This is a genomic window from Formosa haliotis (assembly GCF_001685485.1).
GTDB lineage: Bacteria > Bacteroidota > Bacteroidia > Flavobacteriales > Flavobacteriaceae > Formosa > Formosa haliotis.
The window spans coordinates 4,166,725-4,192,077 of record NZ_BDEL01000001.1 but is presented as its reverse complement, the minus strand read 5'-3'; the positions used below and the strand labels follow the sequence as shown (position 1 = coordinate 4,192,077).

24 protein-coding genes are annotated in these 25,353 nt (G+C 33.5%); 14 read left to right on the top strand and 10 right to left on the bottom strand.

What is annotated here, in order from left to right; genetic code table 11:
* Nucleotides 1-47: 47 nt before the first annotated feature.
* From A9D35_RS17755 to A9D35_RS17735, 5 genes are all read left to right on the top strand, one after another.
* Nucleotides 48-578, top strand: a complete 531-nt coding sequence (locus A9D35_RS17755; RefSeq protein WP_066225486.1) for a mechanosensitive ion channel domain-containing protein — start codon at nt 48-50, stop codon at nt 576-578.
* A gap of 18 nt (nt 579-596) precedes the next feature.
* Nucleotides 597-1,685 (top strand): magnesium/cobalt transporter CorA, encoded by a 1,089-nt coding sequence (corA, locus tag A9D35_RS17750; protein WP_066225485.1) that lies wholly within the window; start codon nt 597-599, stop codon nt 1,683-1,685.
* 368 nt (nt 1,686-2,053) lie between these two features.
* Nucleotides 2,054-4,579 (top strand): PIG-L family deacetylase, encoded by a 2,526-nt coding sequence (locus A9D35_RS17745; RefSeq protein WP_066225481.1) that lies wholly within the window; start codon nt 2,054-2,056, stop codon nt 4,577-4,579.
* A gap of 113 nt (nt 4,580-4,692) precedes the next feature.
* On the top strand, nt 4,693-6,399 hold the full coding sequence (locus A9D35_RS17740; protein ID WP_066225479.1) for a sodium:solute symporter family protein: 1,707 nt from the start codon (nt 4,693-4,695) through the stop codon (nt 6,397-6,399).
* Nucleotides 6,380-7,363 carry a Gfo/Idh/MocA family protein gene (locus A9D35_RS17735; RefSeq protein ID WP_066225477.1) on the top strand — a complete coding sequence of 328 codons (984 nt, stop codon included), beginning with the start codon at nt 6,380-6,382 and terminating at the stop codon, nt 7,361-7,363. The genes A9D35_RS17740 and A9D35_RS17735 overlap by 20 nt, the downstream gene beginning before the upstream one ends.
* A gap of 68 nt (nt 7,364-7,431) precedes the next feature.
* On the opposite strand, the gene A9D35_RS17730 is transcribed toward A9D35_RS17735, so the two are convergent.
* Nucleotides 7,432-8,280, bottom strand: a complete 849-nt coding sequence (locus tag A9D35_RS17730; protein WP_066225475.1) for a DUF2911 domain-containing protein — start codon at nt 8,278-8,280, stop codon at nt 7,432-7,434.
* A 158-nt stretch (nt 8,281-8,438) separates the two neighbouring features.
* Here A9D35_RS17730 and A9D35_RS17725 point away from each other — a divergent pair, with 158 nt between their 5' ends.
* From A9D35_RS17725 to A9D35_RS17700, 6 genes are all read left to right on the top strand, one after another.
* Nucleotides 8,439-9,218, top strand: coding sequence for a M90 family metallopeptidase (locus tag A9D35_RS17725; protein WP_066225474.1), 780 nt, complete (start codon nt 8,439-8,441; stop codon nt 9,216-9,218).
* A 10-nt stretch (nt 9,219-9,228) separates the two neighbouring features.
* A complete protein-coding gene (locus A9D35_RS17720; RefSeq protein ID WP_159427077.1) occupies nt 9,229-10,077 on the top strand; it encodes an alpha/beta hydrolase in 849 nt (282 codons plus the stop codon).
* Between the two features lie 263 nt (nt 10,078-10,340).
* A complete protein-coding gene (locus A9D35_RS17715; protein ID WP_066225471.1) occupies nt 10,341-11,243 on the top strand; it encodes a DnaJ C-terminal domain-containing protein in 903 nt (300 codons plus the stop codon).
* 1 nt (nt 11,244) lies between these two features.
* The gene (locus tag A9D35_RS17710) at nt 11,245-11,541 is read left to right on the top strand and encodes a chaperone modulator CbpM (RefSeq protein WP_066225469.1); all 297 of its coding nucleotides are present in this window, start codon (nt 11,245-11,247) and stop codon (nt 11,539-11,541) included.
* Nucleotides 11,542-11,614: 73 nt separating this feature from the next.
* Nucleotides 11,615-11,881, top strand: a complete 267-nt coding sequence (locus tag A9D35_RS19330) for a hypothetical protein (protein WP_066225467.1) — start codon at nt 11,615-11,617, stop codon at nt 11,879-11,881.
* Nucleotides 11,878-12,390 carry a M15 family metallopeptidase gene (locus A9D35_RS17700; protein ID WP_066225464.1) on the top strand — a complete coding sequence of 171 codons (513 nt, stop codon included), beginning with the start codon at nt 11,878-11,880 and terminating at the stop codon, nt 12,388-12,390. The genes A9D35_RS19330 and A9D35_RS17700 overlap by 4 nt, the downstream gene beginning before the upstream one ends.
* Nucleotides 12,391-12,433: 43 nt before the next feature.
* Here the strand turns inward: A9D35_RS17700 and A9D35_RS17695 are convergent, their stop codons facing one another.
* The 5 genes from A9D35_RS17695 to A9D35_RS17675 all read right to left on the bottom strand — a co-directional run bounded on the left by A9D35_RS17695 (nt 12,434) and on the right by A9D35_RS17675 (nt 17,262).
* Nucleotides 12,434-14,074 (bottom strand): ABC-F family ATP-binding cassette domain-containing protein, encoded by a 1,641-nt coding sequence (locus A9D35_RS17695; protein ID WP_066225462.1) that lies wholly within the window; start codon nt 14,072-14,074, stop codon nt 12,434-12,436.
* A gap of 144 nt (nt 14,075-14,218) precedes the next feature.
* Nucleotides 14,219-14,485, bottom strand: a complete 267-nt coding sequence (locus tag A9D35_RS17690) for a hypothetical protein (RefSeq protein WP_066225460.1) — start codon at nt 14,483-14,485, stop codon at nt 14,219-14,221.
* A 124-nt stretch (nt 14,486-14,609) separates the two neighbouring features.
* A complete protein-coding gene (locus A9D35_RS17685; protein WP_066225459.1) occupies nt 14,610-15,803 on the bottom strand; it encodes a T9SS type A sorting domain-containing protein in 1,194 nt (397 codons plus the stop codon).
* Nucleotides 15,804-15,820: 17 nt separating this feature from the next.
* Nucleotides 15,821-16,504: a hypothetical protein gene (locus tag A9D35_RS17680; protein WP_066225458.1), complete on the bottom strand. Its 684-nt coding sequence runs from the start codon at nt 16,502-16,504 to the stop codon at nt 15,821-15,823.
* 164 nt (nt 16,505-16,668) lie between these two features.
* Nucleotides 16,669-17,262, bottom strand: coding sequence for a hypothetical protein (locus A9D35_RS17675; protein ID WP_141675577.1), 594 nt, complete (start codon nt 17,260-17,262; stop codon nt 16,669-16,671).
* A 180-nt stretch (nt 17,263-17,442) separates the two neighbouring features.
* Between A9D35_RS17675 and A9D35_RS17670 the strand changes: the two genes are divergently transcribed.
* Nucleotides 17,443-18,249: an EcsC family protein gene (locus tag A9D35_RS17670; protein ID WP_066225454.1), complete on the top strand. Its 807-nt coding sequence runs from the start codon at nt 17,443-17,445 to the stop codon at nt 18,247-18,249.
* 108 nt (nt 18,250-18,357) lie between these two features.
* On the opposite strand, the gene A9D35_RS17665 is transcribed toward A9D35_RS17670, so the two are convergent.
* The 4 genes from A9D35_RS17665 to A9D35_RS17650 all read right to left on the bottom strand — a co-directional run bounded on the left by A9D35_RS17665 (nt 18,358) and on the right by A9D35_RS17650 (nt 23,067).
* Nucleotides 18,358-19,248 (bottom strand): fructose bisphosphate aldolase, encoded by an 891-nt coding sequence (locus A9D35_RS17665; protein ID WP_066225451.1) that lies wholly within the window; start codon nt 19,246-19,248, stop codon nt 18,358-18,360.
* A 108-nt stretch (nt 19,249-19,356) separates the two neighbouring features.
* The gene (locus A9D35_RS17660; RefSeq protein ID WP_066225449.1) at nt 19,357-20,322 is read right to left on the bottom strand and encodes a bile acid:sodium symporter family protein; all 966 of its coding nucleotides are present in this window, start codon (nt 20,320-20,322) and stop codon (nt 19,357-19,359) included.
* A 160-nt stretch (nt 20,323-20,482) separates the two neighbouring features.
* Entirely contained in the window at nt 20,483-21,991 is a 1,509-nt protein-coding gene (locus A9D35_RS17655; protein ID WP_066225447.1) for an aminotransferase class V-fold PLP-dependent enzyme, read from the bottom strand.
* Nucleotides 21,992-22,290: 299 nt separating this feature from the next.
* A complete protein-coding gene (locus tag A9D35_RS17650; protein ID WP_066225445.1) occupies nt 22,291-23,067 on the bottom strand; it encodes a universal stress protein in 777 nt (258 codons plus the stop codon).
* A gap of 176 nt (nt 23,068-23,243) precedes the next feature.
* Between A9D35_RS17650 and A9D35_RS17645 the strand changes: the two genes are divergently transcribed.
* On the top strand, nt 23,244-24,641 hold the full coding sequence (locus A9D35_RS17645) for a hypothetical protein (RefSeq protein ID WP_066225441.1): 1,398 nt from the start codon (nt 23,244-23,246) through the stop codon (nt 24,639-24,641).
* Nucleotides 24,642-24,857: 216 nt separating this feature from the next.
* A complete protein-coding gene (locus A9D35_RS17640) occupies nt 24,858-25,235 on the top strand; it encodes a hypothetical protein (protein ID WP_066225439.1) in 378 nt (125 codons plus the stop codon).
* Nucleotides 25,236-25,353: the final 118 nt, after the last annotated feature.

The window sequence follows — 25,353 nt, the reverse complement described above, 5'->3', positions numbered from 1 at the left end:
TGTAAATATCTTCAAGTATCTTTGGGTAATAAATTCATCTTAATGATATGTTTTTAGAAGCACATTTAAAAGAAATTATTTCGAGTATCATTTTGCTTATTATCCTTCTTATAATAAGACAAATCGTTATTGTTTTAGTAAAAAAGATTGGAAGAAAAAGCGGTATTAATGAAGCGCGAATTCATTTAATTCAGCGATACTCTACGGTCAGCATTTTTTTAATAGGCCTGTTATTTCTATCTATTATTTTAGGTGCAAAACCTGAAGATTTAGCGCTAGTCTTTTCGTCTGTTTTTGCAGTTATCGGGATTGCCTTATTTGCTATTTGGTCTATTTTAAGCAACATCACTTCTGGTGTTATTATGTTTTTCTCTTTTCCGTATAAAGTGGGCGATAAAATAAGTATTCACGATAAAGACTTTCCTATAGAAGCTATAATTGAAGACATAGGGGCTTTTCAATTACATTTACGTTTAGATAATGGGAACTTAGTTACCTACCCAAACAATTTAATTCTTCAAAAAGCTGTAACTTTAATTCAGAAAGATGCGATAGACGATGGCCATGATGCCCTTTAATTCGTAAAGCACTTAAGTATGGCAAAAAAAACACGCACAAAAAAACCAAGGCAAAAACCGAAACAGAAACCAGGATTATCTCCAGGAACAATTGTTTATACGGGTGAAAAAGAATCTCAAAAGCTATATATTGAATGCTTTAATTACAGCCCCGAACATATTTATGAAAAGGAGCTAAAAACCATAGAAGAAGCCTTTAAATATAAGTCTGAAACTACAAACGAAGTTACTTGGATTAACATAAACGGGTTAAACCATATTGATGCTATTGAAAAAATTGGAGCGCATTATAATATACATCCATTAATTCTAGAAGATATTGCAAACATTTCGCAACGTCCTAAATTTGATGAATTTGTACATTATATTTCGGTAAACATGAAAATGTTGTATTATGATGCTAATGATGGTTTAAGCTCAGAACAAATTAGTTTTATTCTCGGACATAATTATGTGCTTTCGTTTCAAGAAGCCGAAGGCGATGTTTTTGATGATTTAAGAGAACGCATTCGCCAAGGTAAAGGAAGAATTAGAACCCTAGGATCTGACTATCTTTTGTATGCTTTAATTGATAATGTAGTCGATCATTATTATGTGGTTATCGAGGCTATAGGCGAAAAAATTGAAGATTTAGAAGACGATCTTTTTAACGGTTTGGCTAAAGATCATGTAACCACCCAAATTCAAGATTTAAAACGTGAAATATTACGTATTCGACGTGCTATTTTTCCGCTACGCGATATTATAAATCGCATAGAAAAAAGTGAACATAGCCTAATAAACGAAAAAACACTCCCCTTCTTTCAAGATGTTTACGACCATACCGTTCAAATTAATGAAAACACAGAAATTTACCGTGAAATGGTATGGGGCCTTATGGATATGTACATGACGAGTATCAGCAATAAAATGAACGAAGTCATGAAAGTACTAACCATTATATCAACTATTTTTATTCCGCTTACCTTCATTGCAGGTATTTACGGAATGAATTTCGACAAAATGCCAGAGTTACATTATAAACATAGTTATCCTATTCTACTTGGTGTAATGGCCGTTATGTTTATTATTATGATTATCTATTTTAAACGTAAAAAGTGGTTGTAAGATCTCTTGTAAAATGAGATCTTTTTTCAGAAACTTATAAATAAAAAGCAATACTTTATAGCGAGTTCCTAAAATCTAGATGTAGAGCTATCAAATTTGACAAAGGGTGGTCTTCGTACATTTTTCCTGTTCTGTGTATAACTGAAGGCTTTATTCGATTTTTCATTAGGGTAAAAAATGAATAACATATTTCCTTGTGGGGTATAGTTACAAACGCTTAAGTTTTTATTCTCTTTTTTTATTTTGAAATTATTTTGATTAGATAACGTCTATACTATTATACTAAAGTTAAAGAAACCTTAAAACACCCTAAAAGCCGAGCCTACTTTTTATATTTGAAGCTCATGCCAAAAATCAAATTGATAGTAATGAAAAAACAAGTTCTTACACTTTTAATTATTTTACTAGTATTACCTGCCTGTCTTGCGCAAAGCCCTAAAAAACCTAGTGCTTCCGAGATTCACGAATCTATAAAAAAACTAAACTTTTTAGGTTCCGTTTTATATTTAGCAGCTCATCCAGACGACGAAAACACCAAGCTAATTTCGTATATGGCAAACAACGTAAAAGCTAGAACCGCCTACCTATCGTTAACTCGTGGAGATGGCGGACAAAATTTAATTGGTCCGGAAATTAGAGAACTTTTAGGAGTTATTCGCACCGAAGAATTATTGGCAGCAAGACGCATTGATGGCGGAGAACAGTTTTTTACCCGAGCTAACGATTTCGGATATTCTAAACACCCAGATGAAACTTTAACTATTTGGAATAAAGACGAAGTTTTAAAAGATGTGGTTTTAGCCATAAGAAAATTTCAACCCGATGTTATTATAAACCGATTCGACCACAGATCGCCGGGAACAACACATGGCCATCATACAAGTTCTGCCATGTTAAGTGTCGAAGCGTTTAGCCTAACTAACGATGCTTCAAAATATCCAGAGCAATTAAAAACAACCTCAACCTGGCAACCAAAACGCTTATTTTTCAACGCCTCTTGGTGGTTTTATGGCTCTAAAGAAAAATTTGAGGCAGCCGACAAAACCAACCTACTATCTATAGATACGGGAGTTTATTTTCCGTCAAGCGGATTATCGAACACAGAAATCTCTTCTTTAAGCAGAAGTCAGCATAAATCTCAAGGTTTTGGAAACACAGGAACTCGTGGTTCTGAAATTGAATATATAGAGTTACTTAAAGGTGATATGCCTAACGACCCTTCAAATATTTTTGAAGGAATCGATACTAGTTGGAATCGTGTAAAAGGCGGAAAAGCCATTGGTGACTTACTTACACAAATAGAGAAAGAATACGATTTTAAAAATCCATCAGCTAGTATCCCTAAATTGGTTAAAGCTTATACGCTCATTCAAAACTTAGATGAGAATCATTGGAAACCTATAAAATCCGAAGACATAAAAAATGTAATCGCCGCTTGTGCAGGTTTGTATTTAGAGGCTGCTGCATCCCATAATTGGGCGACTGCAAACGAGAATGTCGATTTAAATATTGAAGTTATAAACAGAAGTGCTACGCCAATAACGTTACAGAGTATTGTTAATCCAAGTCAAATTTCTATTGCAAAAAATATAACTTTAAAAAATAATATTAAATTTAATTTTAACGAGCATTATACCGTTAATGCTAAACAAGATATAACAACGCCATATTGGTTAACAGAGCCAGGAAGTTTAGGCATGTATAAGGCTGAAGACAAGTCGCTAATCGGGAAACCAGAAACACCACGAAGTCAAAACATGACATTCAACCTAATTATAGAAAATGTATCCATTCCGTTTACAAAAGCCATTATTTATAAAACCAACGACCCTGTAAAAGGTGAAGTGTATAAGCCTTTCGAAATTGTTCCCGAAGTTGCATCTCAACTCTCCGAGCCTGTTCTTATTTTTAACACCAGCACTCCTAAACAAGTTGCCGTAATTGTAAAAGCAGGACGCGATCTTGTTGAAGGTACGGTAAGCTTAAACACACCCCAAGGTTGGACTATTTCTCCGAAAACAATACCGGTTTCTATTGCGCATCGCGGAGAAACAAAAACTGTTTTATTTACAGTAACGCCACCAAAAAACGAAAGCGAAGTTAAAATTACTTCTACCGTTACAGTAAATGGCATGGCCTATAATAAAGCTTTAATCGAAATTGATTACGACCATATTCCATTTCAAACCGTAGTGATGCCTAGCCCAAGTAAATTTGTTCGATTAGACATCATTAAAAAAGGAGAAAATATTGGCTATATTCAAGGTGCTGGCGATGTTGTTCCAGAAAGTTTAAGACAAATTGGCTACAACGTGGCTATTATAGACCCTGAAGATATTACGGCTTCCAACTTAAGTCATTTTGATGCCATTGTTGTAGGTATAAGAGCCTATAACACGGTTGAAGATTTAGCATACAAACAAGATGTTTTATTCGATTTTGTTGCTCAAGGAGGAAATTTAATTGTACAGTATAACACAAGTCGCGGGTTAAAAGTAGACACCTTGGCACCTTATAAATTAGAACTTTCTAGAGATCGTGTTACCGATGAAAATGCGAAAGTCACCTTTTTAGATCCTTCAAACGAGTTATTAAATGTTCCGAATAAAATCACTCAAAAAGATTTTGAAGGTTGGACACAAGAACGCGGTTTATATTTCCCGAATGTTTGGGGAAAAGAGTTTACACCTGTTTTAGGCATGCACGACAAGAATGAATCTGAAAAAGATGGAAGCTTATTAGTTGCCAAATACGGGAAAGGACATTATATATATACGGGATTAAGTTTCTTTAGAGAGTTTCCTGCTGGAGTTTCTGGAGCTTATCGCCTATTTGCAAACATGCTATCTATAGGAAAAAAAGATATTAATAACACCACTAAATTAAACGATTAATATGCCGGAGGAAAAGCCCATAAAACAACGATGGAAACGCTCATACACTTGGGTTTTAATTGCCAATGCTGTTTACATTATTTTGTTTTATTTAATTATGAAAACCTTTTAATATGGAGACTTTAGACTGGATTATATTAATAGGCACATTATTTACGATCGTTGCATACGGAACCTGGAAAACCCGAGGTAGCCAAAACGTTCAAGACTATATTCGTGGTGGAAATCAGGCGCAATGGTGGACTATTGGGTTATCGGTAATGGCTACTCAAGCGAGTGCAATAACATTTTTATCGACTCCCGGACAAGCCTTTAACGATGGGATGGGCTTTGTGCAATTTTATTTCGGTTTGCCAATTGCCATGATTATTATTTGTATGGTGTTTATCCCCTTATATCATAGGTTAAAAGTATATACCGCATACGAGTTTTTAGAAAATCGATTCGACTTAAAAACCAGAAGTTTAACAGCCGGACTGTTTTTAGTGCAACGTGGTTTAGCTGCCGGAATTACCATTTATGCCCCTGCTATTATTCTCTCTGCAGTTTTAGGTTGGTCGTTAAATCAGTTAAATATTATTATTGGTGTACTGGTTATTATTTATACGGTTTCCGGAGGTACTAAAGCGGTGAGTGTTACTCAAAAACACCAGATGGCCGTTATTTTCACAGGAATGTTTATTGCTTTCTTTTTAATTTTAAGTTATCTCCCAGAAAATATAAACTTTAGTAATGCTTTAGAAATTGCCGCTGTAAATAACAAAATGAACATCCTAGATTTCTCTTTCGATTTTGAAAACAGATACACCTTCTGGAGTGGAATAATAGGCGGAACCTTTTTAATGCTTTCTTATTTTGGCACAGACCAAAGTCAGGTGCAACGTTATTTATCTGGTAAATCGCTACGCGAAATGCAATTAGGATTAATTTTTAATGGGATTTTAAAAGTTCCTATGCAGTTTTTTATTCTACTTGTTGGGGTTATGGTCTTCGTGTTTTATCAGTTTAACGAATCGCCAATTCATTTTAATCCACACGCACAGGAGGTGGTGGCAGCATCGTCATATTCAGATGAATTTAAAAGTTTAGAAACCGACCAACATCAACTTTTCGAAAACAAAAAAGCATTATTAAACACTTATATTTCAACACCAACAGATAATTTAAAGCGCGAAATTTCGGAAATAAACTCTGCTGAAAAATCAAATAGAGATCAGGCAAAATTGGTGCTAGAAAAAGCGGCTTATGAACATCAAACTAAAATTGAAACCAACGATAAAGACTATGTGTTTATTCATTTTATTCTAAACAATTTGCCACGTGGCTTAATTGGTCTTTTATTGGCTGTTATACTAAGTGCGGCCATGTCTAGCACCGCTAGCGAATTAAACGCTTTAGCTTCAACCACAAGTATTGACATTTACAAACGAAGTTTAGCTCCAGACCGCGACGATATGCATTATGTAAAAGCTACAAAATGGTTTACACTGGGCTGGGGAATATTAGCCATTTGCATTGCGTGTTTTGCCTCTTTATTCGACAATTTAATTCAGCTTGTAAATATTATTGGTTCTATTTTTTATGGTAACGTATTGGGGATTTTCTTACTCGCTTTTTTCTTTAAACATGTTAAAGCAAATCCTGTGTTTATTGCAGCCATAATTACACAAGCCATTGTAATTTATGGTTGGTCTGTAGATTGGATGCCGTACTTATGGCTCAACCTTTTTGGATGCACTTTAGTGATAACCTTAGCGCTTATATTTTCATTTTTCGGCCAACTTTTTAAACCACAATCAAATGACATCACAACCACATAAAACCATAAGATGGGGTATTATTGGTCTTGGTAAAATTGCTAATAAATTTGCTAAAGATTTATTAACCATCGAAGACGCACAATTACAAGCCGTGGCTTCTAGGTCTTTAGAAAACGCCAAAGCCTTTGGTAACACCTATAATCCTCTTCAAGTATATGATAATTATGAAGCTTTAGCTCAAGACCCCAATGTAGATGCCGTTTATATTGCCACACCACATAGTTTTCATAAAGCCCATACCTTACTTTGTTTACATCATGGAAAAGCAGTTTTATGCGAAAAACCATTCGCTATGAATACCGAAGAGGTTAAAGAGATGATTATTGTAGCTAAAAGCAAAAATGTCCTTTTAATGGAGGCGCTTTGGACCTATTTCTTACCGCATTATCGGTTTACCTTAAAGGCCTTAAAAGAAGAAACCTACGGAAAACTATTAAAAGTTGAAGCCGATTTTGGGTTTACAAGACCTTTTAATGAAGCGTCTAGGTTATTCGACAAAAAAGTTGGCGGCGGTAGCTTATTAGATATAGGCATCTACCCTATTTTTGCCACACTATCAACTTTAGGAGAACCAGACCATATAGAAGCACAATGTACAACTTTTGAAAACGGAGCAGATTCATCCTGCGATATGGTTTTTAAATATCAATCTGGAGCAGAAGCCATTTTAAAAAGTACGTTACTAAAAGACACACCAACAACTTGTGTTTTTACTTGCGAACACGGTACGATTACTTTAAACACTCAATTTCATACCCCGACAAGCATTACGATTTCTCAACAAGGTAATTCAGAAACTATAGATTTTACAGGAGCCACCATTGGGTATAATTTTGAAATTCTTCACTTTAATCAATTATTACGAGAAGGTAAAACAGAAAGTGATGTTATGACTTACGATTTTAGTTTAAAACTTATTCATATTCTAGATAAGGTACGAGCGCTTATTCAATTAGAATACTAAAATTAAAAAACAAAAAAACCGCCATCAATTCACATTAACAGCGGCTTATAATTAACACTTTGTTCGATTTAAAGGGCTCCCCATTCTTTTAAAGAATCGGTATTCATTTTTACATAATCTGCATTCCCTGCAGCTTTTGCACCTTCTAAAGATTTTTTAGCAGCGTCTATTGCTCCCTTTTTATCTCCAGCCTTAGCATGAATTAAAGATTGCTTACGCAGTTGCCAAAATGCAGGTTTATCAGACATTGAAATTGACTTATCAATCCAAGTTTTCGCTTTATTAATATCTTTTCCAGACTCTAAGTAATACACAGCAGAAGCATAATAATCGTTCGCTGTTGGTGCGCCTTTCATTGTAGCATCAATGTTTTTCATTACCATCGCTTCAGTAGGCACTTCAAACTTTACACCTGCATAAACTTTTCCCCATAACATTCCTATTACAGCAGAATCGTTTGTTAGGTCATCAAATGTCATGGTAAATGTTTCAATATCTACAGGCATTGGGTAAACTTGCGCTTTGGTTTTTAAAGCTACTTGGCTGTCATCCCATTCTTTAGGTAATCCTGAATTATCAGATTTCGAATAAAAAATCACATCCCAAGACGTTTTGTTTGGCACTGTATAAATAGCATAGCTTCCTGCTTTTAATGTTTTGCCATCAATAACGACTGCATCAGAAAAAGTGATTTTTGTATTGGCATTTGCTCCTGTTCTCCATGTTTTACCATAAGGTACAAGGTTTCCAAAAACTTCACGACCGCGCATACTTGGTCTAGAATATTCTAAAGTAACATTAGTTAACCCCACGGTTTGCTCTAATTTACTACTTGGGCTTGGTTGAGGCGTTTTAACTTGTGCTTGAAGTCCGATGGTGACAACAAATGCAAAAATTGCAGACATAAGATGTTTCATATATAAATTGTTTTTAGTTTCTTGTAAAATTACATAGAACACCTTGGGTTAAATGTTAACAAAACCTTAAAAAACTACTTTCTATTTCATCCTTCCTGGCATACTAAGTTTTGAAATTTATACTATCTTGTCCTATCTTAAAAACCTGACGTTTACTTATGACTTTTACTATTATCGCATTTATTATTTTAGTTGGATTTATCATTTTCGCCTTGTCTAAATTAAAGCCGAAAAAATCTGAATCTTTTCCAAAACAATGGCACAATCAATTATTAGAGCATGTTCATTTTTATCGTGAATTGTCTTCAGAAAAACAGAAAGAATTTCAAAAGCGGATGATGCTATTTTTAAGTGAAGTTACCATTGAAGGTGTTCAACTAGAATTACAAGATTTAGACAGAATGTTAATTGCAGCGAGTGCCGTAATTCCAGTTTTCGGATTTCCAGAATGGCATTACAATACCTTAAGTGGCGTGCTTTTATACCCGGATAATTTTAATGATGATTTTGATTTCGATAAAACTAACAAAAACCGTATTATAGCTGGGATGGTTGGGACTGGTCGATTAGAAAAACAAATGATTCTTTCTAAAAAAGCATTATATCATGGGTTTGCCAACTCTAACGATAAAAGTAATACGGCCATACATGAATTTGTACATTTAATTGATAAGATGGATGGCGATACCGACGGAGTTCCAGAATATATTATGAAACATGCCTACACCATTCCGTGGTTAAAAATGATTCATAAGGAAATGGAAGCCATTCACCACCATAAATCGGATATTAGAAGTTATGGAGGCACAAATCAAGCAGAGTTTTTTGCAGTCGCCTCAGAATATTTCTTTGAAAATCCGAAACTCATGCAAAAAAAGCATCCTGAATTGTTCAACATGCTTCAACTATGTTTTCATACCCCTAAACCAAATGCCTAAACCGTTTAAAATGAATTTTAAATCCTTTCTATTACCCCTCTGCATTGCGCTTTTCTGTATAGGCATATCGCAGGCACAGGGCTTTAGACAGCGTTTAAAAATACAGAGTGAAGCCTTAAATGGGAATTTAATTAACGATCCGTCTAATCGAGATGTTACTATATATTTACCACCATCTTATCAAACCAATAGAGACAAAACTTACCCTGTGCTTTACTTGCTTCATGGGTTTACAGATACCGATAATAAATGGTTTGGAAGAGAACGGCATTGGATTAATATGTACGATATTTTAAATACGAGTATTGCAAACGGTACGAGTAAAGAGTTTATTGTTGTTATGCCAAATGCTTACACCACATATAAAGGTAGTTTTTATAGCAGCTCTAAAACGAATGGCGATTGGGAAACATTTATTACCAAAGAATTAGTCGATTTTATTGATAACCGTTTCCGCACCATCCCAAATGCTAAAAGTCGAGGATTAGCAGGGCATTCTATGGGTGGCTATGGTACCCTGAGATTAGCTATGAAATATCCAGATGTGTTTTCGTCGATTTACGTATTAAGTGCCTGTTGCATGGACGATAGTTTTATTCCAAATGCCGCACAAATAAAAAATATGGAAGCTGTTAAGTACAAATTTAATATTGCCGATTTAGATTTTGTTGAAAGTATAAATTTAGCCTTTTCGGCAGCTTGGGCTTCTAACCCAAAAAATGCACCGCTGTACATCGATTTACCTTATAAGGACGGAATACTTAGGCCAGAAATCCTTCAGAAATTCTCAGAAAATCAAATATTACATATGGTAAATCCGTACCTATCTAATTTAAAAAACTTAAGGCTATTGCTATAGATGCTGGTACAGAAGATGTCGCTATTAGTAAAACCACCTTAGAGTTTCATAACATCTTAACTAAAAACAACGTAAACCATACGTACGAAAGTTATAAGGGAGACCATACCAATAAAATAGGCGAACGTATTGCCACTAAGACCCTGCCCTTTTTCTCTGAACATTTACAATTTCAAGAAGAATAAGGTTTTGTGATTTTATAATATTTTCGGATATTTATAGGACTTTAGTACCCATTAATGATGTAATACCAGGTCTTATTTATGAATTTTATTGACTATTACAAGATATTAGGAATTGATAAAACAGCTAGTGAAGCTGATATAAAAAAAGCCTATAGAAAATTGGCGAGAAAATATCATCCAGATTTAAATCCGAATGATAAAGAAGCTGAAAAAAAGTTTAAAGACATCAATGAAGCCAATGAGGTCTTATCAAATCCTGAAAATCGTAAAAAATACGATAAACACGGTAAAGATTGGAAACATGCAGATGATATAGAACGGGCACAAAAACAACAAGGTTCACGCCAACAATACAGTCACGGTTTTGGTGGTGGCGGAAGCCATTCCGACGATGGTTTTTCAGATTTCTTTGAATCTATGTTTGGTGGACAACACAGTGCAGGCTCACGCCAAGGTCATGGAAACATGCACTTTAAGGGACAAGATTTCAATGCCGAATTACAACTAAATCTTACCGATGTTTATACAGACGAGACCCAGGTTTTAACTGTTAATGGCAAGAAAATTAGACTTACCATCCCGGCTGGAATAGAAAACGAACAAGTATTAAAAATTCCGGGTAAAGGTGACCCTGGTGTTAATGGTGGCCCGAACGGAGATCTTTATATTAAATTTAATATTGTTAATAATACTAAATTTAAGCGCTATGGAAATAACCTGCATACCGATGTTGAAGTCGATTTGTATACAGCCATTTTAGGAGGCGATATTATGGTAGACACCTTTTCGGGAAAAGTGAAATTAAAAGTAGCCCCAGAAACTCAGAACGGAACCAAAGTGAAATTAAAAGGTAAAGGATTCCCGGTTTATAAAAAGAAAGGTGAATTTGGCGACTTTATAATTACTTACCAAATTAGCATGCCAAAAAACCTAAGTGATAAAGAAAAAGAGTTGTTTTCAGAATTAAAAAAACTAAGATAACATGGCAACAAATCAATATATACTCGTAAAAACCATTTGTGTTGAATACCAAATAGAACCTACTTTTTTAGATGAACTACACGGTATTGGTTTAATTGAAATAACAACCATTGAAAACGATCAATTTCTACATCAGGACAAATTAACCGATTTAGAAAAAATAATTCGCTTACATAACGAATTACATGTTAATATTGAAGGCATAGATGTTGCATTTAACTTATTGCAAAAAGTAGATCGCTTACAAAACGAGTTAAGAGCCCTAAAAAACAGATTATATTTTTACGAGAACCAATAAATCTTCTGCTAAGCAAAAGATTATACGCTAAATTACGTTTCTTTGATATTACGATTTTAGCAGTTCAACTTTTATGTTTTTAAGATTACTTTCAACCATACTCACGGTATTATGTATTAGCGAAGGACCTACCAAAACTTCTACCATGTTTAAACCAGATTTCGGCCCCTTATCAGCGGTTCAGGATTCTTGTTCTTACAGGACTAAAACCATAACAAAAGATTTTATTTTGGGTAAATTCAATTATAAAACAGATTCTTGTTTTGTAAAAGTAGACCCTTTACTCTCTAACAAAACCCTATACTTACAACAGGAGGTTTATGCCTCGTTTTTAAAATGAATGAGGCCGCAAAAGCAGACGGCATACATTTTAAAATAGTTTCGGGAACGCGAAATTTTAATGAACAAAAAGCCATTTGGGATCGTAAATGGAAACGATACCAAGAGTTATCTCCTATAGAGCGTGCTAAAAAAATCCTTCAGTATAGTTCTATGCCCTCCACTTCTAGACACCATTGGGGAACAGATATAGATTTAAACCATTTAACAAATAGCTATTTTGAATCTGGGCAAGGCCTAAAAGAATATAACTGGTTACAAGAACATGCCCATACTTTTGGATTTTACCAAGTTTATACCTCCAAAGAACATGGAAGAACAGGATATCTAGAAGAAAAATGGCACTGGTCTTACCTACCCTTGGCTTCTACATATTTATCCTTTTATAATTCGAATATTTCTTACCAAGATATCACCAACTTTAAGGGTTCTGAATTTGCTACTGAATTGCAAATGATCACCAACTATGTAAACGGAATAGCTATGGAAGCAAAACATGCTTTAGACTAACAGGAAATTCAATATTTTCAGCTTTCAAAATAAAAAATGACAACTAAGATTTAGCACTTTCTAAATCTCGCATATTTTCCATTTTCTTATGTTTTAAGAAACCGTTGATGTCTTCAAAATGTTCTTTTACACGTTTATTTCCAAATTCGAACACTTTTGTAGCTAAACCATCTAAGAAATCTCTATCATGAGAGACCAAAATTAAGGTACCATCGAAATCTTTTAAAGCATCTTTAATGATGTCTTTCGTTTTCATATCTAAATGGTTGGTAGGCTCATCTAGAATCAACACATTTACGGGTTCTAATAATAATTTTATCATGGCCAATCTGGTTTTTTCACCTCCAGAAAGTACTTTTACTTTTTTAGTGGAAGTATCGCCCCCAAACATAAAGGCACCAAGCATGTCTTTTATTTTATTTCTAACATCGCCCACCGCAATGCGATCTATGGTTTCAAAAATGGTTAACTCGCCATCTAATAAAGATGCCTGATTTTGAGCAAAATACCCTATTTGGGCATTGTGCCCTAGTTCCATGCTACCTTCAAAATCAATTTCGTTCATAATGGCCTTTACCATGGTAGATTTACCTTCTCCATTCTTTCCTACAAAAGCAACTTTCTGTCCACGCTCAATCACTAAATTAGCCTTGTTAAACACTACATGATCGCCATAGGTTTTTGTAAGTTCGTTTACAATAACTGGGTATTGACCGGATCTTGGTGATGGTGGAAATTTTAATTTTAAAGCAGCCGTATCGACTTCATCGACTTCTATAGGCACTAATTTTTCAAGCATTTTTACACGCGATTGCACTTGTAGCGTCTTAGAATATGTGCCTTTAAAACGGTCTATAAATTCTTGATTATCGGCAATCATTTTTTGTTGCTCGTCGTATGCTTTTTGCTGATGCGCCCGGCGATCTTTTCGTAACTCTAAATAGTGCGAATACTTTGCTTTATAATCGTAAATACGTCCCATAGTAACTTCTATGGTACGTGTAGTAATATTATCGACAAATGCTCGGTCGTGAGAAATTACAACTACCGCTTTGGCTTGATTGATTAAAAACTCTTCTAACCACTGTATACTTTCAATATCCATGTGGTTTGTTGGCTCGTCTAACAGAATTAAATCTGGTTTTTGAAGTAGGATTTTAGCCAATTCTATACGCATGCGCCAACCACCACTAAACTCAGAGGTTGGTCTACTAAAATCTGAACGTACAAAGCCCAATCCCATCAATATTTTTTCAACTTCGGCTTCGTAATTTATTTCTTCAATAGAATAGTATTTTTCACTTAGTTCTGATACCTTTTCAATTAGTTTCATGTAGGCATCGCTTTCGTAATCGGTTCTCACCGTTAACTCTTCATTTATGGCATCAATTTCAGCTTTCATTTTAAAAATAGAGCCAAAAGCTTTTGAAGCTTCTTCCATAACCGTACAATTGTCTTCGGTTAAAAGATGTTGTGGTAAATAGGAAATAACATATCCTTTAGGTGATGACACATTTCCGCGACTTGGTTTACTAGCTCCGGCAACAATTTTTAATAAGGTTGATTTTCCAGCACCATTTTTCCCCATAAGGGCTATTTTATCATTTTCATTTATGGAAAAAGACACATCACTAAATAATGTTGTTCCTCCAAATTCTACTGCAAGTCCGTCTATTGAAATCATGTAATTTATTTAATTTAAGTGGGCAAAGATAAACCATATAATTATTTATTTAATAAAATTTGTGTGCCCCTACAAAAAAAGAAAACCGCTATTACTATTTGTAGTAATAACGGTGGTGTTTCTTATGTATTAAGAAGGTATGAATTATATTAAATCTTCCTCGCAACTACGAAGCAATTCTTCTCGTGCCTCTTCGTAGCGATCTTGTAATGCAATAAGCTGATCTGAAATTTCTTCTTCAGTCAATTCAGTATTATTTCTTATGGTATTAATATTTTCTTGATATTCTTCTTCTAAGTTTTCAATGAAAATACCACAGTCCTTTTCTTGTATTTCATTTATAACATCGTCACAAGACATTAGTGCTAAGGATAACATGAATAATACGGTAATTTTTTTAAGTGTTTTCATAATACTTTTTTTAGATGGATTAAATAATTATGCTATTAATTATTTATTCTAGAATGAATTATGAATAACCTATACTACTAATTGGAATTAAACCTAAGGTATTAAAAATTTTCCCTTCTACAATCTATTTTTTAACTAAATGTTTACGAATCAATTTATTAGACATCTTTACTTGACAAACATATAATCCAGATTGCAACATATCTACATTTAATTTGTTTTGGATAGTATCGAGGTTCTCATTAATAATTAGTCTTCCATTAACATCAAAAATTGAAACCTGTGCCGGTGATTTTTCTTTTAATTTAAAGTTTATTTCATTTAGCATTGGATTTGGATAAATGACAACTTCACTCCAATCCTGGTTGTCGTCTATGCCTAACGGAGGATCTGTACTATAATGGTAGGTACCCCTTGAAGAAACGCTCCATGATTTGGTCTCTTCATCATAAGAACTATTTACTTCAGTTAATACTTTATTATAAAATCGCACATCTTCTACGGTTAAGTCTACGAAATTCTTATTTTTATTAAATGGCGTATAAAACTTAGATATTGAAATTGCTTTATCGAAGGAAAACTCTTTTTTATCGTATGGCACATCGTTATAAGAAAATAATTCTTCTACCCTATTTAAATTTTCATCTACTTTATAGATATATGTGTCGTCATTTTCCCAAGCATAACCATTCCAGGATTCCCAAATTTCTTCTTCAATTTTATTAGTTTTAGAATTTCTTTTAAATTGTGCTTTAAAATCTAAATCCCAACTTCCATTGTTAAGAGCTTCCCCTATATAATTTAAAACAAAATTGCCTGCATATTCAAAAGAAAACCGCATATCTAACTCTAATTTACCATCATTTAAAACATAAGATAAAATCCGGTCTATTTTTGTTCCAATATAGGTTACCTCTTCTTTATAAGTAAGACTCCATTTAGAATTCTTCCATCCATAAGACAAAAATTGACTGCTTAAATTTTGATCATTAAAAACGACATCATGCTTAGTATATAACTGCCATTTTTCTGTAGAAGAAACCCCATAATATAATACAGTCGATATTAAATTCCCTTTATCATCATAAAAATACTCTTCTTTATAATCGTTTATCCACGTATCTTGTTCTTCATACCAGTTTAAGCCTATGGTTTCAATAAGCTGACCTTTTGTATTATAGGTGTACAATTCCTTGTAATTATTTATAAACGAATTAGACCCTTCATTATAAGTTTCATATAATTTAAAATCTAAATTTTCCTGACCATGTGTTATATTTACAAATACAACCAACATTAAAAACACAAAGCGTTTCATATTGCCTTTATTATAAACTATTTCACCCGAGCTTGTATTTCGGTGACCAAGGTTTCATATTTCTTCAAGATCCTATTCCACTCTCTAAATTGTATATCTTTAGTAGCTCCCAATACATGTTCGTCTGTATGCTCGCTAACGAGTTTTACTTTGTATATTAGTGGATCGCTAGACGATTCTTTAACAATTAATCGCGTTCTTACCGCACTTTTTGCAAAAGCATCTACAACCCAAGCCGTTCTTATATAACCTGTTTCTTTATCGTTCATCTCTATAACATCGAAATGAGACAATACAATTTGGTTTATTAACTTCCAGGAATCGTCTTTGCCTTTTGTGGCTTTAATAGTCACATCTTCATTCGCTAAATCTGAAGCCATTGTAACCTCGAAAGCTTCATCCTTTACCATAGAGAACTGGTATTTGTTGGGTGGCTTTGGCATATCTTTTTTATTACAGAACTCCATTTTTTCTGTTAAAAATCCAGCCTTTTTCACTTCAACAGTAGAGCAGCCTTTGTCTGGAACTTTAATATCTAGCGCACCTTTACCCACCAGTTTTCCATTTACATAAATTTCGGCATCATGCTCTGAACAACTCAACTTTATTTTCTTACTCCCTGGAAAATCATCTAAATGATTTCCATAGGAACAAAAAACAGTTAAACACATACAAATAATTAAACTTACACTTGTTTTCATAATAATATATTTAGATTGATTAATAGCCTACTTCCAAATTATTTATACCACATTCCTATCCCCTTTCCTATAAAACGGACTGCTTTTGTCTTTCGACGTGTTCGAAAAAATCGTAATTAATATTTAAACCCTACTCTGTTTATGATTTACGGAGTGTTACCTTTTTAAAACGAATACCCAATTCCTAAGGTGAGCATGGCGTATCCATTTCCCGAAATATAATCGAAAACATCATCCCCATAGGTGTAATAAAATGTTTCGCGATTACCATTTACATCTCCTGTAACTTCCAAGGTTTGTGGTAATTTTCCAAATGCATACCCACCTTCTATTCTAAAATAAAGTGTGCTACCATATTTCCAACCTAGTTTAAGATTAAAGGATGACAATTGTTCTTTAGATTCTCCATTTTCAAAACGTTCTCCGCTATCTGTTTCCCCACTTAAATTACTCACTTCAGCATTTAAATCCCCGTAAGAAACCACTACATAGCCACCTTTACCTTTACTTCCAAAATAAATGTTCGATCCTACTTCAAAAAAACTAAACTCATAATCGTCTACAAAGGGAAACATTCCATAACTAATAAATGGTGCTATTCTATTTTGCAATAGTGGTGTAGCATATTCAAACTCCAATCCAACCCCAGTTGGAACACCGCCTCTAACACCAATACGGAATGGATTTATATCGGTATTACTTTGCGAATAACTACACATAGTACCCAATAAGAAACAGAAAAACATTATTTTTTTCATAACGAAACATTTTGATTAACAATTCAGTAGTCGAATTTAAAACACTATTTCCTAATTAACAATACCCCCTTTTAGGTATATTTAATATTTAAAAATCAATATCTTAAGAAAACTTTAAATCTTCTCTAGTATACTTTTTGTAAATTTCAGATATAATATTCTAATTCAAACAACATACTTATGGAAACATCCTTAAGCGATTTACATATACAAGAATTAACTACGGCAGTAGAATTGCTTGAAAACCCCAGTATAGCTGCCAAAATAACTAATGTAATAGGCATGCCCATTGAGAAAGCTATTGATTATCTTCCTGATAATTGGCAAGAAAATATAAGTAAAATCACCGAAAAATCTTTAACAAAAGCAACAGAAGCAGCCATTTGGTCTTTAGACGATTTGGTTACAGATAAACCATCTAACCTTTTACATAAATTTGGAGTAGCTGTAACTGGTGGTGTTGGGGGATTTTTTGGATTGGCCGGACTTGCGGTAGAATTACCATTATCTACTACTATTATGCTACGCTCTATTGCCGATATAGCAAGGTCTCAAGGCGAATCTTTAAGTGACTATGGCACCAAGTTAGCTTGTATGGAAGTTTTTGCTTTAGGTGGCGAAAGTAAATCTGATGATGATGCTGAAAGCGGATATTTTATTGTGAGAGCCGCTATGGCCAATTCTATTTCTGAAGCGACCCAATTTGTAGCCACTAAAAAAATATCTGAAGAAGGTGCGCCTGCATTAGTACGTTTTATTGTAAACGTCGCTTCTCGTTTTAATATATTGGTTACAGAAAAAGCTGCGGCACAAGCGATTCCGGCACTAGGAGCCGTTGGAGGCGGAATTATTAACACGCTTTTTATGGATCATTTTCAGGATGTGGCTAAAGGCCATTTTATAATACGAAAACTAGAGCGTTTATATGGTCCGGAACTTATTAAAACCTGGTATTTATCGATCTTAGATTTAAGAAACGAAGATTAATTAAGTTGATATTTAATTAATCTTCATTTCTTAATTGATATTCATCTATTCTTCACGAAGACAAGTTCAATTGTAAGGTGATTTTGCTCTAAAATAGAACAACGTCTATTAAGTAATAGATGCTTCGTAAATACTACTGATTGCTGAATTTAGGGCTGAAGAAAACTCCTCTTCGCTTTGTTGTATTTTTAAATCGTTTAGTAAGGCTCTAGAAAAACTTGCAATGACCCCTTTATTTTTGGCTAATAGCGTATTGGCTGTTTCTATATCGTAACCTCCAGACAAGGCAAATACTCGAACAACTTTAGAATGATTTACCAAGTCTTGGTAAAAATTAGAAACCGTAGGCAACGTGAGTTTCAAAATAATCATGGCGTCCTTTGGCAAATTATCTAATTCTTTTAAGATGTTTTTCTTTAAAACGGCTTCAATTTCGGTTTTACTTTTAGCATGAATATCTACTTCTGGCTCTAAAATCGGAATTAATCCGCAGGCCAAAATATCTAAGCCAAAAGCAAATTGTTGCTTTACAATATCTGAGATTCCTGTAGTATCATTTTCATAAATTACAGAGCGCATTTTAGTACCAAATACACCTAGTTTTTTAGCCTCTAACAATCTACTTTCAAGATTAGGAATCGGTTTCATTAGTTTCACGCCATGTTCTAAGTCTTCTAGTCCTTTATCTACTTTTAAAAAAGGAACAATATGCTTGTCTAAAAGATAAGACGGAACGGGTTGTTCGCCTATTAAACCTTTCATGGTTTTTTCAAAAAGTATAACCCCTAAAATTTTATCGTTTGTAAAATTTTCATTGGTAATTACTCGAGTACGCATATCGTGAATTAACTGATACATTTCTGTTTCATCCTTATATTGATTTTCATCAATACCATAGCCCAAAAGTGCCTTTGGCGTACTTCCTCCACTCTGATCTAGAGCTGCAATAAATCCTTTGCCATCTCTGATGCTTTCTAATTGTTCTTGAAACGTGTACATGAAATTTTATTTTTAGATTATATCCATTCTATAATTACCTAAAGATGCAAAAAGTTCAAGAGTTCAGCAACAAAACAAGTCAATTATTGAAAATAATTTTACTAAAAATTAAACCTCTCGTTTTGCCAATTTAGAAGCGATAATACTAATAATAAAGATTTGAACAGCGTGAAAAATCATAAGAGGCAGCAAAATAAGACTTGACGCAGAAGTATTCTTAAATAATATTTTATAAAATATCGTTCCGTGGACTAACGATTTTTTTGTCCCACAAAACTGCGCAGTAATCCTATCCTCGGTATTAAACTTAAACCTAGTTGCTATAAACCCAATAATAGTATATACTGTAAAAAGAAGCGCAATAACAAGACCAAATACTAAAGTTAAATCTAATATACTAACCGAACTAAAGACATTGTTATAAAACGATTCTGAAAAACTCTTATAAATTACAAGCAAAATTACAGACTTGTCGAATGTACTAAGCTGCTTGCTGTATTTTAAGGCCAATTCGTGACCAAATTTCTGAAGGGAAACACCCAAAACAACGGGTAAAATTATACCCAATATTAGGTTGAGATAGATGGAAGAATAATCGAATTCTGCTCCTGTTTGCTCCATAAATAACCCCACCCAAAGCGGAGTAATAAGTATACCTATAATACCCGAAATACTGGCGTTAAAGATAGCCGCCGGTACATTTCCGCGAGCAACAGAGACCATCACGACCGATGAAGATACCGTAGACGGAAGTGCTGCCATAAACAAAAAAGCCATCCAAAAATTTTGTTGTTCTTCGGTATGTACAAAGGGGTAAAATAATAACACCAATAACGGAAATAATAGAAAGGTAGAGCATTGTACTAGAATATGAAGTTTCCAGTTATACAGTCCTGATTTAATTTGTTGCGGACTTAATTTTAATCCGTAAAAAAAGAAAATCAAGAAAAAACCAATAGAACTTACTATTGAAATAGGAAAACCACTACCCTCTATTCCCCACTGTGGAAAGAAATATGCAAATGTTATTGTTGCAATAATCGCTAGTACAAAGCGATCTATTTTAAACTTCATAAAAATTAATTTGTTTGCAAATTTAAATGAACTGATTGAATTGTATATAAAAAAAACTTCAACTAAAATTAAATTTTAAATTGAAGGTTTTTTTATGCTTTTAAAGCCTAGTAATCTATAAATAACTCACTTTATAACGTAGCTGAAAATAAAATTCGGTTTAAATTACAAACCAATCTTTAACTTTTTCTATGATATCTGAATCTTTACTAGCGTCTTCAAATTCATTATTCGCCTTATTATAAACATAATCTTTGCTCCAAGCTTCATGATGTTCTGCTACCTGTTTAATAGCATCGCAAATAAAACTTAAATCTTTATTTGAGGTTATTGGATGCAGCGATAAACGTACCCAACCTGGTTTATTGGTTAAATTTTTAGAATTAAGATCTTCAACCATTTCTAATGATTTTTTATCATCAAAATCGAATAAATAATGTCCGTAGGTACTTGCACAAGACCAACCTCCACGTACTTGAATTCCGAAGCGATCATTCAATAATCGCACTATTAAATTATAATGTACATTTTTAATTCCGAAAGACACACAACCAATTCGTTTAACCTCTGTAGAGCCTAAAACAAATAAATTAGGAATTTCCTTTAATTTATCGAAACACATAGACAACAGTTCTTCTTCACGATCGGCTATTTTTTGTGTATTCATTTTATTTTTTAAGCGCATTGCCAAGGCTGTTCGCATAACTTGTAAAAACCCTGGTGTTCCTCCATCTTCGCGTACTTCTATATCTTTAAAATAAGCATAGTCTCCCCATGGATTTGTCCATTGCACATTTCCACCTCCCGGAACATCTGGACAATTCGCTTTGTATAATTCTTTATTAAAAACTAAAACTCCGCAGGTTCCTGGTCCTCCTAAAAACTTATGAGGAGAAAAGAAAACTGCATCTAAACGAGCATCTTCATCTTTTGGATGCATATCAATTTCAACATATGGTGCAGACGCAGCAAAATCGATAAAACAATATCCGCCATGTTTATGCATTATTTTAGCTAAATCGTGATACGGAGTAATAATTCCTGTAACGTTAGAACACGCTGTAAACGAACCTATTTTAGTGGTTCTATTTTTATATAATTCTAAAGTTTCTTCTAGCGATTTAGGACAGATAAGTTTTTGATCGTTACACTTTAAAATAACAACATCTGCAATAGTTTCATGCCAAGGCACATGATTAGAATGATGTTCCATGTGTGAGATAAAAACTACCGGACGGTCGTTCTCTGCAAGCAATGCCTTCTTTTGTTTAGCATCGGGAAAACGCAAGCCCATTACACGTTGTAAATGCGACAACACCCCTGTCATTCCAGTATTGGCAGTCACTAACACATCGTTATCATTAGCATTAACGTGACTTTTTATTATAGAACGTGCATATTTATAGGCATATGTTGAAGCCTTACCAGTTTCGCTAGAAAAAGAATGGGTATTCGCCACCATAGGACCGATTTGCTCTTGCATAATTTTTTCTATCGGCTCATATAAGCGACCACTAGCAATCCAATCGGCATACAACAACTGCTGTTCTCCAAAAATACTTGTAAACGTATAATTATCTCCGATTACACCATCTTTAAAAGACTGAAAATAAGTCTCTAAATCTGAATTCTCTACCGAAGTTTTATCTGCATGTAATACCTTGCTCATTCTATTTTAATTTATATTATTATTAAAGTAGCCGTTCTTAAAGTCTACCTTTATTACAATTTGCCACAAATTTACTATTATATGATACAATCTGAAACTATTTTAACCATGTAAATCGGATATGCTTAATAAATATTTGAGTGATACACATTTCATCCTTTGACAAACCATATCTCCTTATTTTAACATTTCTGCTTTAAAAAATTCAAAGAAACTTCAACAACTAGATAATTCATCCATAAAACAAAAAGACCGTCTAAAACAGACGGTCTTTCAGAAACATATTTTAATTTAAAAATTTAATCTATTACTAACAAAGGTATTTTAGACACTTGAGATAATGCTTTGGTTAAAGCACCTTCCGAGGTAATTGGTCCTTCGGCATGATTTCTAGGTAAAATACTTATCAGGTCTATTTCCTTTTCTTTAGCATATTTAAAAATACCTTCAGGTATATCTGGACCATCAATAAACACATGCTGAGAATAAAAATTTTCTAAGTAATACGATATCGTGTTTTCATTCTTTTCATCTTCATTAGTATATCCATACTCCCCATCTTTGTTTTTAACGGTAAGTACATCTACTTTCGCATCGAAACGTCGTGCAACTTCCAGTAAAGTATCAAGGAGTTTACTATTATGAATTAAATCTTCTCCTATAACCAAGGCTATTTTTTTTATCTGAAAATTATCGTAATCTATTGGAATAACAATCACAGGACAGTCGGCTAATAGTACAAATGTTGACGTATTGGTGTTTAATTTTTCATGATTTACTAAACTCGTTCCCATAAAAATAATATCAGCCTTTTCGTCTTCTTCAACTTTTAATATTGTTGATTGTAATTCACCATTAACAACCAAAGCCTTAACTTTACTTAAACTTTGCTTTTCTACATTAGCCTTTACAGCTTCTAGTCGATCCTCGGCATGGTCGCTATTTTCTTCAACTACATGAAGTAAAATGATTTCAGAATTCCCATCTAGCTTAACAAATTGTTTTGCATAATTAAGTGCATTCATTGCAGTATCTGAAAAATCGAACGGTACTAGAATTTTAAATAACTTTTTCATGTATTCTAAATATTTTTAAAAGGTTCTTATACGTGCATTAAAGTTACGAATAAAACAACAATTAAACATGACAATAGTCATTGCATAGCTTACTCTCTTAAATTAAATTTGCAGTCTTAAAAAGTGAAACAATAGAAACCCTATAAACCAATTGATTTCTACTGAATTATTAACAGATGTGCTATAAAAAATCAAATTATATTAATGCGATTACCAGAACAGAAAAGCATAATCGCTTAAATTGGACGGCTACATTTACACTTTCTTTTTTACTTTTTCCTTTTTTAACTTTTAGTCAAACAAAAGATTCCACTACAGTAAATTCCAAAAAACAGCGGTTTACCTATACACTATTTAATAACCCAGATATTAAAATGAAAATAGGCGGATTTATTCAACCTTGGGCGCAATATACCGAGTGGAATCCAGGAAGCCAAAACCAAGCTGGCGAATACAAGAATAACGATGTTGGACTAGCCATAAGACGATTACGCCTAACAAGTACGTATTATTTTGGTAACAAAGTAAAATTGCATTTTAATATTGGAGAAAACAACTTTAATGCTAAAGGTAAAACGTTTCCATACATTAAAATTCTAGACTTGTATGGCACTTACGATATTTCTGAATCTTTTGCTATGGCATTTGGAAAATCGACCTACGATGGATTGTCGCGATTTACGGCACCATCTACATCGACTATGATGCAAACAGATTTACCTTTAGTTGCACAACCCACCCTAAATTACACCGACGATATTACTAGAGATTTAAGTTTAGTCTTTTATGGTGATATTGACAGATTTAGTTATAGAGCGGTATTTATCAAGCCCTTTAAATTTTCGTATACAGGAGCCAATCCACCGGAACCTGAAGACGGAACGTCTCAATTTACAGATGAATTTAATAATATACAATACACCTCTTATATTAAATATGATTTTTTAGAAAGAGAAAATAATCGTGGACCAAATTTTACGGGAACCTATTTGGGACAAAAAAAATTACTTTCTGTGGGGCTTGGTGCAAAATACCAACATGATGCTTTATACTCGGTTGATAATAATATTACAAATTACCATGACATGAAATTATGGGCAGCAGATGTGTATTTCGACTACCCAATAAAGTCTAAATGGGTTGCAGGAACTAATGCCTACCTTGGCTATTTTAATTATGATCTTGGGCCAAATTATTTAAGAAATATTGGTGTAAACAATCCGGCTTACAGTTTCGACAACAGTGCAAACATTTTAAATGGTACAGGAAACTCTTATCCTGTTTTAGGAACTGGACAAAGTTTATATAGCCATTTTGGAGTCCTCTTTAATAAAATGGGAAAACATGAAGATTGGGGACAACTAGAGCCTTATATGGTTATGCAGACCAGTAATTTTGACGCCTTAAAATCTGAAATGATTATTGGTAATTTAGGCATCAATTGGTATTTAAAAGGACATCATTCTAAGTTGAGCTTAGATGTACAAAACCGTCCAATATTCTCGAATATCACCCACAAACAAACAGATAGAAAATATATGTGCGTACTTCAATATCAGTATGTGTTGCACTAATACAAGCCGAAATAGTTTGTCAGTTTTCAATTTTGGTCTTGTTATTTAGAAAGCGGCTTTGTTAATTCAAAGTCGCTTTTGTTTTTTATAATTATTTCAATTATACTCTTAATTTCTAATGTAGACGGATTATAACGAACTAGACTTAAAAGTTCGATTTCTTAATCTAATCGAATTTTAGCTATATTTGAATAAACATCTTTAAACTAACCACTCATGAAACAAGTAAAAAACGCAGGAATTATAGGAGGAATTATATCCTTACTATTTTTTGCTTATCAAATTTATAATGCTTTCCGAATAAGTAAAGGATTCGATTTTAACGAATCTCTCGAAACAGAACTTCTAAACGCTGTACTCGTACAAATTCCACTTCTGGCACCAGCTATAATTCTTTATTTTTCTAAGCAGTTTAATATGAAGTATGTTTGGTTGGTTTGGCTATACCCTATAGTTTTAGCTTTTAGCTTATTAAGCTTACTTTTTTCTGAAGGCGCCCTTGCAGGAGGACTTACAATGGTTATGTTTGTTATTCCATTTTGTCTCCTATTTACGATAATAATTCTATTTTTAAGAAGAAAGCCTTCAAAGTAAAATGACATAGGATAGCCCAAATTACAAGGCACCATTTAAGGATTAAGAATTAAAATGATTCATAAAAAAACCGTCTAATATCATAATAGATTTAGACGGTTTTTTACATTTATAATAA

Coding starts and splice junctions, on each gene's coding strand:
- A9D35_RS17695 (WP_066225462.1), bottom strand. CDS start 14,074: ATGATTTCAATAGACGGACTTGCAGTAGAATTTGGAGGAACAACATTA.
- A9D35_RS17685 (WP_066225459.1), bottom strand. CDS start 15,803: ATGAAACGCTTTGTGTTTTTAATGTTGGTTGTATTTGTAAATATAACA.
- A9D35_RS17730 (WP_066225475.1), bottom strand. CDS start 8,280: ATGAAACATCTTATGTCTGCAATTTTTGCATTTGTTGTCACCATCGGA.
- A9D35_RS17715 (WP_066225471.1), top strand. CDS start 10,341: ATGAATTTTATTGACTATTACAAGATATTAGGAATTGATAAAACAGCT.
- A9D35_RS17655 (WP_066225447.1), bottom strand. CDS start 21,991: ATGAGCAAGGTATTACATGCAGATAAAACTTCGGTAGAGAATTCAGAT.
- A9D35_RS19330 (WP_066225467.1), top strand. CDS start 11,615: ATGTTTTTAAGATTACTTTCAACCATACTCACGGTATTATGTATTAGC.
- A9D35_RS17745 (WP_066225481.1), top strand. CDS start 2,054: ATGAAAAAACAAGTTCTTACACTTTTAATTATTTTACTAGTATTACCT.
- A9D35_RS17710 (WP_066225469.1), top strand. CDS start 11,245: ATGGCAACAAATCAATATATACTCGTAAAAACCATTTGTGTTGAATAC.
- A9D35_RS17665 (WP_066225451.1), bottom strand. CDS start 19,248: ATGTACACGTTTCAAGAACAATTAGAAAGCATCAGAGATGGCAAAGGA.
- A9D35_RS17675 (WP_141675577.1), bottom strand. CDS start 17,262: ATGAAAAAAATAATGTTTTTCTGTTTCTTATTGGGTACTATGTGTAGT.
- A9D35_RS17670 (WP_066225454.1), top strand. CDS start 17,443: ATGGAAACATCCTTAAGCGATTTACATATACAAGAATTAACTACGGCA.
- A9D35_RS17735 (WP_066225477.1), top strand. CDS start 6,380: ATGACATCACAACCACATAAAACCATAAGATGGGGTATTATTGGTCTT.
- A9D35_RS17755 (WP_066225486.1), top strand. CDS start 48: ATGTTTTTAGAAGCACATTTAAAAGAAATTATTTCGAGTATCATTTTG.
- A9D35_RS17720 (WP_159427077.1), top strand. CDS start 9,229: ATGAATTTTAAATCCTTTCTATTACCCCTCTGCATTGCGCTTTTCTGT.
- A9D35_RS17640 (WP_066225439.1), top strand. CDS start 24,858: ATGAAACAAGTAAAAAACGCAGGAATTATAGGAGGAATTATATCCTTA.
- A9D35_RS17650 (WP_066225445.1), bottom strand. CDS start 23,067: ATGAAAAAGTTATTTAAAATTCTAGTACCGTTCGATTTTTCAGATACT.
- A9D35_RS17680 (WP_066225458.1), bottom strand. CDS start 16,504: ATGAAAACAAGTGTAAGTTTAATTATTTGTATGTGTTTAACTGTTTTT.
- A9D35_RS17725 (WP_066225474.1), top strand. CDS start 8,439: ATGACTTTTACTATTATCGCATTTATTATTTTAGTTGGATTTATCATT.
- A9D35_RS17660 (WP_066225449.1), bottom strand. CDS start 20,322: ATGAAGTTTAAAATAGATCGCTTTGTACTAGCGATTATTGCAACAATA.
- A9D35_RS17740 (WP_066225479.1), top strand. CDS start 4,693: ATGGAGACTTTAGACTGGATTATATTAATAGGCACATTATTTACGATC.
- A9D35_RS17690 (WP_066225460.1), bottom strand. CDS start 14,485: ATGAAAACACTTAAAAAAATTACCGTATTATTCATGTTATCCTTAGCA.
- corA (WP_066225485.1), top strand. CDS start 597: ATGGCAAAAAAAACACGCACAAAAAAACCAAGGCAAAAACCGAAACAG.
- A9D35_RS17700 (WP_066225464.1), top strand. CDS start 11,878: ATGAATGAGGCCGCAAAAGCAGACGGCATACATTTTAAAATAGTTTCG.
- A9D35_RS17645 (WP_066225441.1), top strand. CDS start 23,244: ATGTGCTATAAAAAATCAAATTATATTAATGCGATTACCAGAACAGAA.